Genomic DNA, 11503 nt, shown 5'->3' with positions numbered 1-11503 from the left:
GACATGACCGACGACCACCGCTTCGGCTTCCGCACGCGCGCCCTGCACGCCGGCGGCACCCCGGATGCCACGACCGGCGCGCGCGCCGTGCCGATCTACCAGACCACGTCGTTCGTGTTCGACGATGCGACGGATGCAGCGAACCTGTTCGCGCTGCAGAAGTACGGCAACATCTACTCCCGCATCGGCAACCCCACCGTCGCCGCTCTCGAAGAGCGGCTCGCTTCGCTGGAAGGGGGCATCGGCGCCGTCGCGACGGCATCGGGCATGAGCGCGGAGTTCATCACCTTCGCCGCCCTCGTCGGCGCGGGCGACCACGTCGTCGCCTCGGCGCAGCTGTACGGCGGCACCGTGACGCAGCTCGACGTCACGCTGCGCCGCTTCGGGGTCGAGACGACCTTCGTCGCCTCCGACGACCCCGCCGACTTCGCCGCCGCGATCCGGCCGGAGACGAAGGTGCTGTACGTCGAGATCATCGGCAACCCGTCGGGGGAGATCGCCGACATCACCGGTCTCGCCGAGGTCGCCCACGCGGCATCCATCCCGCTCGTCGTCGACGCGACGCTCGCGACGCCGTATCTGGCGCGCCCGCTCGAGCACGGGGCGGACATCGTCATCCACTCGGTCACCAAGTTCCTGGGCGGTCACGGCACGACGCTCGGCGGCGTCGTGATCGAGAAGGGCACGTTCGACTGGGGCAACGGCAAGTTCCCGCAGATGACCGAGCCCGTGCCGTCCTACGGCGGCATCCGATGGTGGGACAACTTCGGCGAGTACGGCTTCCTCACGAAGCTGCGCACCGAGCAGCTGCGCGACATCGGCCCCGCCCTCAGTCCGCAGTCGGCGTTCCTGCTGCTGCAGGGCGTCGAGACGCTGCCGCAGCGCATGGACGCGCACCTCGCGAACGCCCGCGTCGTGGCGGAGTGGCTCGATTCCGACCCGCGCGTCGAATACGTCACGTGGGCGGGGCTTCCCGATCATCCTCATCACGATCGAGCGCGCGCGTATCTGCCGCTGGGGCCGGGCTCGGTGTTCGCCTTCGGGGTGAAGCCCACGGGCGAGTTCCCGACGGACGAGGAGCGCCTGAGCGCCGCCCGCCGCACCGGCGAGCGCGTCATCGAGGCGCTGCAGCTCGCGTCGCACCTGGCCAATATCGGCGATGCCCGCACCCTGGTCATCCATCCGGCGTCCACGACCCACCAGCAGCTCGCACCCGCGCAGCTGGCCGACGCGGGCGTTCCCGCCGACCTCATCCGCATCTCGGTCGGCCTCGAGGACGCCGAAGACATCGTCTGGGACCTCGATCAGGCCCTCACCCGAGCGACAGGACTGCCGCGATGAGCTTCGGATCCGATCAGGCCTGCGCACTGCCTGCCCCCGCCTGCGCGCTGCCCGGCGCGCTCGCCGAGACGACCCCGACCGAGGCGACGGCCCCGCGCACGTGGCGGGCCCCGTCCGCGCCGGAGCGTTATGCGCTGCTGCGCGAGGCCCGCTCGATCGCGATCGTCGGGGCATCGGACAACCGCGCGCGGGCGAGCTACTTCGTCGCGTCGTACCTGCTGGGCGGCTCCGACCTCGACGTGTACTTCGTCAATCCGCGCGCGACGGAGATCCTCGGCCGGCCCGTCTACGCCTCGCTCGCCGACCTGCCCGTCGCGCCCGACATCGTCGACGTGTTCCGCAGGCACGACGACCTGCCGGACGTCGCACGCGAAGCGGTCGCCGTCGGCGCGAAGACGCTGTGGCTGCAGCTGGGGTCGTGGAACGAAGAGGCCGCCGCGATCGCCGGTGAGGCCGGCCTCAGCGTCGTGATGGACCGCTGCGTCAAGATCGAGCACGCGCGCTTCCATGGCGGACTGCGTCTGGCGGGCTTCGACACGGGCGTCATCTCGTCGAAACGCCAGGTGACGGCGCGCTGACCCGCACGTCGGATAGAATGGACGGATGCGTCCGCGCTCGGCGCGCGCCTTCAGACATCCACCGCTGACATCCACCCGCTTCGAAAGGATTCCGCCATGGCCGGAACGAAGAACCAGGGGATCATCGATCCCCCCATCGATTCCCTGCTCGGCAAGGTCGACTCGAAGTACCAGCTCGTGATCTACGCATCCAAGCGCGCGCGTCAGATCAACGACTACTACTCCGACCTGCACGAGGGCAACCTGTTCGACAACGTGGGGCCGCTCGTCGACTCCAACGTCGAGGACAAGCCGCTCACGATCGCCCTGCACGAGATCCACGAGGACAAGCTCCGCCTGCGCCACGAAGAGTAAATCGCTCTTGCGCCGTCTGTGTGACGGCCCGATGCCCCCGATGATGCGATGTCCGCACCCGGGGGCATACTGGTTTCCGCCCCGCCCCGATCTGGAGGATCGATGACCGAGTTGCGCCTGTTCACGTCCGAGTCCGTGACCGAGGGCCACCCCGACAAGATCTGCGACCAGATCTCCGACAGCATCCTCGACGCGATCCTCACCGACGATCCGCACGGCCGTGTCGCCGTCGAGACGCTCGTCACGACGGGTCTCGTGCACGTCGCGGGCGAAGTGTCCACGTCGGCGTACGTCGAGATCCCGGCGATCGTGCGCGACGTCGTCAACCGCATCGGCTACACCTCGAGCGAGACGGGCTTCGACGGAGATTCGTGCGGCGTCAGCGTGTCGATCGGCGCGCAGTCCTCCGACATCGCGGCCGGCGTCGACAAGGCGTTCGAACGGCGCGAGGGCGGGTCGGAAGACCCGCATGACCTGCAGGGCGCGGGCGACCAGGGCATCATGTTCGGCTACGCGACGAACGAGACGCCCGAGTTCATGCCCATGGCGGCGTGGACGGCGCACCGCATGGCCGAGCGCCTCGCCGAAGTGCGGCGTTCGGGCGAGCTGCCGTTCCTGCGCCCCGACGGCAAGACCCAGGTCACGCTCGGCTACGAGGGCAGCACCCCGCGCACGGTGCAGTCGGTCGTCCTGTCGACGCAGCACAATCCCGACATCTCGCAGAAGGCGCTGCGCGCCGCCGTGCGGGCCGAGGTCATCGATCCCGTGCTCGAGGCGACGGGGCTCGACATCTCCGACGTCAAGTTCTACATCAACCCCGCGGGCCCGTTCGTGATCGGCGGTCCGAAGGGCGACGCGGGTCTCACGGGCCGCAAGATCATCATCGACACCTACGGGGGAGCATCACGCCACGGCGGCGGCGCCTTCAGCGGCAAGGACCCGTCCAAGGTCGACCGCTCGGCGGCCTACGCCATGCGCTGGGTCGCCAAGAACGCCGTCGCGGCAGGCCTGGCCGAGCGTCTCGAGGTGCAGATCGCCTACGCGATCGGCAAGGCCAAGCCCGTCGGACTCTATGTCGAGTCGTTCGGCACCGCTCAGGTGTCGGATGAGACCATCACCCGGGCCATCCTCGACGTGTTCGACCTGCGCCCGCGGGCGATCGTCGAGCAGCTCGACCTGCTGCGTCCGATCTACGCGCAGACCGCCTCCTACGGGCACTTCGGGCGCGAACTGCCCGATTTCACGTGGGAGCGCACCGACCGCGTCGACGATCTCCGGCGCGCCGCCGGGCTCTGACGTGACGCGGCGCATCGCGCGGGTGCTGCTGGATTCGCCGCTGCCGCAGCTGGACAGGCTCTTCGACTACGAGATCCCGCGCGAGCTCACCGCTGACGCCGTCGCCGGTGTGCGCGTGCGGGTGCCGCTGCGCACGGCCGGTCGCCTGGTCGACGGCTACCTCGTCGAGGTGACGGAATCCGACGACGCCGAGCGCCCGCTCTCCGAACTCGACGCCGTCGTGTCCGGTGTTCCGGTGCTGCCGACGCGGCTCTATGAGCTCGCCCGCCGCGCCGCCGACCGCGCGGCGGGATCGGCGAGCGACATCCTGCGTCTGGCGATCCCCAAGCGCATGGTGCGCGCCGAGAAGGCGTGGCTCGCCGGCGAGCACCCCGCGCCGCCCGAGGCCACCGCCGGCGGGCTCCCGGCGCTGGAGGCCTACCCCGGACTCGCCGACGCGCTCGATGCGGGGGAGCGCCTCGCCCTCGACGCGCCGCCGCACCCCGCCCAGCTCGCGGACGGCACGACCGTGGGGTCGTGGGCCGTGCTGCTGGCATCCACCGCGGCGCACACGCTCGCGACCGGTCGCAGCGCCGTGCTCGTCGTGCCCGACCACCGCGATCAGGACCAGCTCGCCGCCGCCCTCGCCGACCTCGTCGCACCCGACGCCGTCGTCGCCGTCGACGCGCGGCAATCCTCGCCCGCGAGGTATGCGGCGTTCCTGCGCACGCTGACCGAAGTCCCGTGCATCGTGCTCGGCAATCGCTCGGCCGTCTACGCCCCCGTGCACGACATCGGCCTCATCGCGATCTGGGACGACGGAGACCCGCTGCTCGGCGAGCCGCTCAGTCCCGGCGTCAGCGCGCGCGACGCGGCCCTGGTCCGCCAAGAGCTCGATGGTCCCGGGCTCCTGTTCGCGGGCCACACCCGCACGACCGACGTCGAGCGGCTCGTGTCACTGGGCTGGGTGCGCGAGATCGCACCCGCCCGCAAGAGCAGTCCGCGCGTCGTGCTCAGTGCGACGCGCGAGGGCGAGTCGCGCGGTGCGCGCGTTCCCTCGTCGGCCTTCGCCGCGGCACGCGAGGCGCTCGAGGACGGACCCGTGCTCGTTCAGGTCGCCCGCCCCGGCTATGCGCCCGTGCTCGTGTGCGCGGGGTGTCGCCACGCCGCGCGGTGCGCGCACTGCGGCGGACCCCTGCACGCGAAGTCCCACGGCGCCGTTCCCGTGTGCGGCTGGTGCGGTCGTCGGGCGCAGGCGTGGACATGCCCCGACTGCGCCGGCACGACCGTGCGGATGGTCTCGTCGGGCAGCGAGCGCACGGCCGACGAACTGGGTCGTGCGTTCCCCGGCGTGCGCGTCATCGTCGCCGACGGGGAGCACCCCGTGCTGCGCGTCGACGCGCGCCCCGCCCTCGTCATCGCGACGCGCGGGGCCGAGCCGATCGCCGACGGCGGATACCGCTCGGTCATCCTGCTCGACGGCGATCGCATGCTGCAGGCCGAGGCCCTGCGGATCGGCGAGTCGTGCCTGCGCTGGTGGTCCAACGCCGCCGCGCTCGCTGTGCCGAAGGCGCCGGTTCACCTCGTCGGCGTCGCCGGACCCGTCGCACGGGCCCTCGCGACGTGGTCCCAACCGGCGTACGCGCGCGCCGAGCTCGCCGACCGGGCAGCGTTGCGGATGCCGCCGACCGTCCGCGTCGCGGCGCTCGAGGGCCCCCGGGCGGCCGTCGAGACGGCCATCTCGTCGGTGCGGGCCGCCGTGCCGACGCTCGACGAGACGTCGGTGCTCGGCCCCGTCCCGCGTGACGAGGGCGTGCGGGCTCTCGTGCGCTTCGACTACAGCAGCGGCGCGCGCGTCACCGAGGCCCTGCGCGCGGCCGTCGTCGCGAACGCCCTGAACGCCCGCAAGGCCGCGAAGGGACGCAACCCCGCTGCCCGCAATACACTCAGAGTTCGGGTCGACGTGCCCGATCTCGATCTGTGAGGAGACCATGCGCCTCGTCTTCGCCGGCACGCCCGCACCCGCCGTGCCGTCCCTGCGCGCCCTCGCGGCATCCGATCACGACATCGCCCTCGTCGTCAGCCGCACCGACGCGCCGCTCGGACGCAAGCGCACGCTCACCCCGTCGCCCGTCACGGCGGTCGCCGAAGAGCTCGCTCTCGACGTCCTGCGCACCGACCGGCTCGACGATGCGGCGACCGAGCGGATCGCGGCGCTCGAGCCCGACCTCGGCGTCATCGTCGCCTACGGCGGCCTCGTGCGCGAGCCGCTGCTGTCGACGCCCCGGTACGGGTGGATCAATCTGCACTTCTCCCTCCTGCCGCGCTGGCGCGGCGCCGCGCCCGTGCAGCGCGCCCTCATCGCGGGCGACGATCGCACGGGGGCGAGCGTGTTCCAGCTCGTCGCCGCGCTCGACGCGGGCGATGTCTTCGCCGAGCGGATGCACCCCATCGGCCCCGACGCGACGGCGGGGTCGCTCCTCGACGAGCTCGCGCATGACGGCGCCGACCTGCTGCGTGACGTCGTCGACGCGATCGAGGCCGGAACCGCCGTCGCGACGCGGCAGACCGGCGATTCCACCTACGCGCCGAAGCTCACCGACGACGACGGCAGAATCCGCTGGGATGAGACGCGCGACGCCGTCGTGAACCGCATCCGCGGCGTGACCCCCGAGCCCGGCGCGCACACGACGATCGGCGGTGCACGACTGAAGATCCTCGCCGCCGCCCCCGCGCCCGACGACGCGCCCGAGCTCGCTCCCGGCGTCTTCGGCGCGCACGGCAAGGACGTCGTCGTGGGCACGGGCTCGCAGCCCGTCCGCCTCGAGACGATCCAGCCGGCGGGCAAGGGCGCGATGCGCGCGGCCGACTGGTGGCGGGGGCTGCGCGGCGAGCAGCCGGTGGCCGGCTCATGAGTCGCGTGCAGAGCGCGCGACGCGTCGCCTTCGAGACCATCCGCGCCGTCCACGAATCCGACGCCTACGCCAACCTGCTCCTGCCGAAATCGATCGATCGCGCCGGACTGTCGACCGCCGACGCGGGGCTCGCGACCGAATTGACCTACGGCACGCTGCGCCGCGAGGGCACCTACGATGCCGTCATCGCGCTGGCCGCCGACCGGCCCGTGCACGAGATCGACCCCACTGTCCTCGACGCCCTGCGGCTCGGGGTGCACCAGCTGCTGTCGACCCGCGTCGCCTCGCACGCAGCCGTCAACGAATCGGTCGAGCTCGCACGCGGCGCGGCGGGACGCGGTGCCGCGGGATTCACCAACGCCGTCCTGCGTCGCGTGTCCCGCGACACGCCGGGCGACTGGATGATGCGGGTCGCCGATTCCGCGCGGTCCGACGACGAACGCCTGGGCCTGCTGTTCTCGCACCCCGTCTGGGTCGTGCGCGCCCTGCGCCGCGCTCTGGCGGCAGAAGGGCGCGCCGCCGAGCTCGAGGCGCTGCTGACGGCCGACAACGTCTCGCCCCGCGTCACGATGACGGCCCTGCCCGGTCTCGCCGAGGTTCCCGACGACGCGCGTCGCACACCGTACTCGCCGTACGGTTTCCGGCTGCCCGGCGGCGATCCCGAGGGCATGATCCGCGCGGCCGAGGGCCGCATCCGCGTGCAGGACGAAGGGTCTCAGCTCGCGGCCCTCGCGCTGACCCACGCGTCCCCGATAGCGCCGGGGGAGCGGTGGCTCGACCTCTGCGCGGGCCCGGGCGGCAAGACGGCGCTGCTGGCGGCCGAGGCGCTCGCGCACGGCGCACGGCTCGAGGCCAACGAGATCGCGCCCGCGCGGGCGGGTCTGGTCCGTCAGGCCGTCGCCGGTGTCCCCCTCGAGGTGCCGGTGTCGGAGCAGGACGGCCGCGTCCGCGCCGCCGAGACCCCCGACACGTATGACCGCATCCTCGTCGACGCGCCCTGCACGGGCCTCGGCGCGCTGCGTCGGCGCCCGGAAGCGCGGTGGCGCAAGGCGCCGTCCGACGTGCCGGATCTGTCCGAGCTGCAGCGCGGACTCCTCTCCGCCGCGGTCGGAGCCCTCGCTCCCGGGGGAGTCGTCGCGTACGTGACATGCTCGCCGCATCTCGCCGAGACGGCCGGCGTCGTCGGCGAGGTCAGACGCGAGTGGGGCGACGCCGTCGAAGAGATCTCGGCGCGTGACGCTGTGACCGCGGCATCCGTCGGAGATCCTGGCCTGCTCCCGCAGGCCGACGGAAGCCTGCGCGCGCAACTGTGGCCCCATCGGCACAACACCGACGCGATGTCGATCTCGCTGCTGCGACGGGTCTGACCATAATGGAGCCGTGCCCGACATCCGTGTGAACCCCAGCATCCTCGCCGCCGACTTCGTCAACATGCAGTCCGAGCTGGCGCGCATCCACGCGGCCGACTTCGTGCACGTCGACGTCATGGACAACCACTTCGTGCCGAATCTGACGTTCGGTCCGCAGATGGTCGAACGCATCCAGGCGACGAGCCCCGTGCCGCTGGACGTGCACCTCATGATCACCGACCCCGAACGATGGGCTCCGGAATACGCCGAGCTCGGCGCCGCGTCGGTCACGTTCCATCTCGAGGCCGCCGCTGATCCGGTCGCGCTCGCACGACGCCTGCGCGACATCGGCGCGCGAGCGGGTGTCGCCGTCAAGCCCGCGACCCCCGTCGGGGGGCTCTTCGACCTGCTCGACGAGTTCGACCAGATCCTCGTCATGACCGTCGAGCCGGGCTTCGGCGGCCAGTCGTTCATGCCCGAGACGATGCCCAAACTGCGCAGCCTCGCCGACGAAGCGCACCGCCGTGGATCGAACGTGTGGCTGCAGGTCGACGGCGGCATCGGCGACGCGACGATCGCGCAGGCCGCCGAAGCGGGGGCCGACACGTTCGTCGCCGGATCCGCCGTGTTCGGCGCGTCGGATCCGGATGCCGCGATCGCGGGCCTGCGTGCGGCCGCGGCGGCGGCGACCCACCGCCACTGACCGGTACCCTGGCATAGTGAAGACGTTCGACGCCCTGTTCGCTGAGCTCGAGGCGAAGGCCGCCGAGCGACCCGAGGGATCGGGCACGGTCGCTCAGCTCGACGCGGGTGTGCACGCGATCGGCAAGAAGATCGTCGAAGAGGCCGCCGAAGTGTGGATGGCCGCCGAGTACGAATCGGCCGACGCCGCCGCCGAGGAGATCTCGCAGCTGCTCTACCACCTGCAGGTGCTCATGCTCGCGAAGGGACTGACGCTCGAGGACGTCTACCGACATCTGTGAGCCTGCGCCCATCCGTCATCTGCGACATGAGAAAGCTCCTCTGAAATGCTGCGAATCGCCGTGCCGAACAAGGGCTCGCTCGCCGAGACCGCGACCGAGATGCTCAACGAGGCCGGGTACACCGGCCGCCGCGACCCGAAAGACCTGCACGTCATCGACCCCGCGAACGAGGTCGAGTTCTTCTATCTGCGCCCCAAGGACATCGCGACCTACGTCGGCTCGGGCGCCCTCGATGTCGGCGTCACGGGTCGCGACCTGCTGCTCGATGCCCGCATGCCGGGCGCTCTCGAGGTCGAAGCCCTCGGCTTCGGAGGCTCCACCTTCCGTTTCGCCGGCCCGCCCGGACGCTACTCGAGCGTGCAGGAGCTCGAAGGCGCGCGCGTCGCGACGGCCTACCCCGGCCTCGTCGACGGATTCCTCGACGAGCACGGCATCGCCGTGGACCTCGTGCCGCTGGACGGCGCGGTCGAGTCCGCCGTCGCGCTGGGCGTCGCCGACGCCGTCGCCGACGTCGTCTCGACCGGCACGACGCTGCGTCAAGCCGGACTGGAGATCTTCGGGCCCGTCATCCTCGAGTCCGAGGCGGTCCTCATCACCTCGCCCGTCGAGGCGTCCGGCACGCAGACCCTGCTGCGACGTCTGCGCGGCGTCATGGTCGCCCGCCGTTTCGTCATGGTCGACTACGACCTGCCGGCCCACCTCGTCGATGAGGCCGTCAAGGTCGCCGGCGGTGTCGAGTCGCCCACGATCTCACCGCTGCGCGACCCCGAGTGGGTCGCCGTGCGCGTCATGGTCGCGCGACACGGCGTCAACCAGGTGATGGATGCTCTGTATGCGATCGGCGCGCGGGCGATCCTCGTGACCGCGATCCACAACGCGAGGCTGTGATGAGCGTCGTCTGCCGCGTCATCCCGTGCCTCGACGTGGCCGCGGGACGCGTCGTGAAGGGCGTCAACTTCCAGAACCTGCGCGACATGGGCGATCCCGTCGAGCTCGCGCGCGAGTACTACCGTCAGGGCGCTGACGAGTTGACGTTCCTCGACGTCACGGCGACGATCGACGAGCGCGCGACGACCTACGACGTCGTCCGCCGGACGGCCGAAGAGGTGTTCATCCCGCTCACGGTCGGCGGGGGAGTGCGGCAGGCCGACGACGTCGCACGGCTCCTCGCCGTCGGCGCCGACAAGATCGGCGTCAACTCCGCCGCGATCGCCCGCCCCGACCTCGTCGGCGAGATCGCCGACCGGTTCGGCGCGCAGGTGCTCGTGCTCTCGCTCGACGTCGCACGCGCGACCGGTGAACTGGCCGATCTCGTGCCCTCCGGCTTCGTCGTGACGACGCACGGCGGCCGCACCGCGACGACGCTGGACGCGCTCGCGTGGGCGCGCGAGGCGATCGAGCGCGGCGCGGGGGAGCTGCTGGTCAACTCGATCGACGCCGACGGCACGCGCGAAGGATTCGATCTCGAACTGGTCGGGCTCATGCGCGAAGTGTCGAGCGTGCCCATCATCGCCTCGGGCGGTGCGGGCCGTGCGGCCGACTTCGCTCCCGCCGTCGCTGCGGGTGCCGACGCCGTGCTGGCGGCATCCGTCTTCCACTCCGGCCAGCTCACGGTCGGCGAGGTGAAGGCCGCCATGACGGCCGAGGGCATTCCGGTGCGCGAAGTGGCCGCAGACGACGTGCTGAGCGAGCGGAGCGAGTCGAAGTGACCGACGAGCGCGACCCCCGGCTGGACCGTGTCACCTTCACCGACGACGGCCTCGTCGCCGCGATCGTGCAGCAGTGGGACACGCGCGAGGTGCTCATGCTCGGCTGGATGGATGCCGAGGCCCTGCGGCGCACCCTCACCGAGGGCCGGGTCACGTTCTGGTCCCGCTCGCGCCGCGAATACTGGCGCAAGGGCGACACGTCGGGCCACATCCAGCTCGTCAAGGGCGCGCGCCTGGACTGCGACGGCGACGCGATCCTGCTCACCGTCGAGCAGGTCGGCGCGGCCTGCCACACGGGCACGCGCACGTGCTTCGACGCCGACGACCTGACGCCTGTCGTCGCGGACGGTCTGCCGGAATGATCCGCCGCGCGCGCCTCATCGCGATCCTCCTGACGCTCCTGCCCGGAGCGATCGGAGTCATCGCCGCCACCCAGACCTGGCTCACCGTCGTGCTCGCCGACGGCGCGCACCACACCCTGCCGGTACCGGGTGCGTCGGCGATCCCCGTTCTCGCCCCGCTCAGCCTCGCCGTCCTCGCGCTCGGCGGCGCGCTGTCGGTCGTCGGCCTCGTGCTGCGGTACATCTTCGGCGCGCTGACGCTCGTGCTCGCCGGCGTCCTCACGATACTGACCGGCGCCGTCGTGACGGGCCCGCAGACGTCGCACGTCGCCGCGACCGTGACCGAGGCGACCGGCATCACGGGCGAGAAGGCGGTGGCCGGCCTCGTCGAGACGGTCGAGATCTCGGTGTGGCCGGCTGTGACGCTCGTCTGCTGGATCGTGCTGCTCATCGCCGGAGCCTTCACGATCGCGACGGCGCACCGCTGGAAGGGCGCTGGGCGCCGCTACACGACGGCCGACACTCCCGGGCGCACGACATCGGCGAGCACGGGCTCGCGGCCGCACGACGCGATCGACGACTGGGATGACCTCTCGCGTGGCGAGGATCCGACGACCTGACCGATAGACTGACCACGACCGCGCCTACTTCAGAGGAG

At 71.7% G+C, this 11503-nt stretch carries 13 protein-coding genes; all 13 read left to right on the top strand.

Features of this window, described 5'->3' with window-relative positions:
* Nucleotides 1-3: 3 nt before the first annotated feature.
* The 13 genes from ACWICD_RS08040 to ACWICD_RS07980 all read left to right on the top strand — a co-directional run bounded on the left by ACWICD_RS08040 (nucleotide 4) and on the right by ACWICD_RS07980 (nucleotide 11465).
* Complete coding sequence (locus ACWICD_RS08040; protein ID WP_454139871.1) at nucleotides 4-1341, top strand: O-acetylhomoserine aminocarboxypropyltransferase/cysteine synthase family protein; 1338 nt, start codon at nucleotides 4-6, stop codon at nucleotides 1339-1341.
* The gene (locus ACWICD_RS08035) at nucleotides 1338-1919 is read left to right on the top strand and encodes a CoA-binding protein (protein ID WP_454139870.1); all 582 of its coding nucleotides are present in this window, start codon (nucleotides 1338-1340) and stop codon (nucleotides 1917-1919) included. Before ACWICD_RS08040 ends, ACWICD_RS08035 begins: the two co-directional genes overlap by 4 nt.
* A 96-nt stretch (nucleotides 1920-2015) precedes the next feature.
* Nucleotides 2016-2273 carry a DNA-directed RNA polymerase subunit omega gene (gene rpoZ / locus ACWICD_RS08030; protein WP_376125986.1) on the top strand — a complete coding sequence of 86 codons (258 nt, stop codon included), beginning with the start codon at nucleotides 2016-2018 and terminating at the stop codon, nucleotides 2271-2273.
* A gap of 102 nt (nucleotides 2274-2375) precedes the next feature.
* Nucleotides 2376-3569, top strand: coding sequence for a methionine adenosyltransferase (gene metK / locus ACWICD_RS08025; protein WP_376125989.1), 1194 nt, complete (start codon nucleotides 2376-2378; stop codon nucleotides 3567-3569).
* A gap of 1 nt (nucleotide 3570) precedes the next feature.
* Nucleotides 3571-5532: a primosomal protein N' family DNA-binding protein gene (locus ACWICD_RS08020; RefSeq protein ID WP_454139869.1), complete on the top strand. Its 1962-nt coding sequence runs from the start codon at nucleotides 3571-3573 to the stop codon at nucleotides 5530-5532.
* 7 nt (nucleotides 5533-5539) lie between these two features.
* Nucleotides 5540-6463 carry a methionyl-tRNA formyltransferase gene (gene fmt, locus ACWICD_RS08015; RefSeq protein WP_454139868.1) on the top strand — a complete coding sequence of 308 codons (924 nt, stop codon included), beginning with the start codon at nucleotides 5540-5542 and terminating at the stop codon, nucleotides 6461-6463.
* Nucleotides 6460-7830: an RsmB/NOP family class I SAM-dependent RNA methyltransferase gene (locus ACWICD_RS08010; protein WP_454139867.1), complete on the top strand. Its 1371-nt coding sequence runs from the start codon at nucleotides 6460-6462 to the stop codon at nucleotides 7828-7830. Before fmt ends, ACWICD_RS08010 begins: the two co-directional genes overlap by 4 nt.
* A gap of 13 nt (nucleotides 7831-7843) precedes the next feature.
* A complete protein-coding gene (gene rpe / locus ACWICD_RS08005; protein ID WP_454139866.1) occupies nucleotides 7844-8515 on the top strand; it encodes a ribulose-phosphate 3-epimerase in 672 nt (223 codons plus the stop codon).
* Between the two features lie 16 nt (nucleotides 8516-8531).
* Nucleotides 8532-8795 (top strand): phosphoribosyl-ATP diphosphatase, encoded by a 264-nt coding sequence (locus ACWICD_RS08000; protein ID WP_376126003.1) that lies wholly within the window; start codon nucleotides 8532-8534, stop codon nucleotides 8793-8795.
* A gap of 45 nt (nucleotides 8796-8840) precedes the next feature.
* Nucleotides 8841-9683, top strand: a complete 843-nt coding sequence (hisG, locus tag ACWICD_RS07995) for an ATP phosphoribosyltransferase (protein WP_454139865.1) — start codon at nucleotides 8841-8843, stop codon at nucleotides 9681-9683.
* Nucleotides 9683-10504, top strand: coding sequence for an imidazole glycerol phosphate synthase subunit HisF (hisF, locus tag ACWICD_RS07990; protein WP_454139903.1), 822 nt, complete (start codon nucleotides 9683-9685; stop codon nucleotides 10502-10504). Before hisG ends, hisF begins: the two co-directional genes overlap by 1 nt.
* Entirely contained in the window at nucleotides 10501-10866 is a 366-nt protein-coding gene (gene hisI, locus ACWICD_RS07985; RefSeq protein ID WP_376126012.1) for a phosphoribosyl-AMP cyclohydrolase, read from the top strand. The genes hisF and hisI overlap by 4 nt, the downstream gene beginning before the upstream one ends.
* On the top strand, nucleotides 10863-11465 hold the full coding sequence (locus ACWICD_RS07980) for a Trp biosynthesis-associated membrane protein (RefSeq protein WP_454139864.1): 603 nt from the start codon (nucleotides 10863-10865) through the stop codon (nucleotides 11463-11465). Before hisI ends, ACWICD_RS07980 begins: the two co-directional genes overlap by 4 nt.
* The last annotated feature ends 38 nt before the right edge of the window (nucleotides 11466-11503 follow it).

Source organism: Microbacterium sp. NPDC055357 (assembly GCF_053644835.1).
This window is presented reverse-complemented; position numbering and strand designations above follow the sequence as displayed.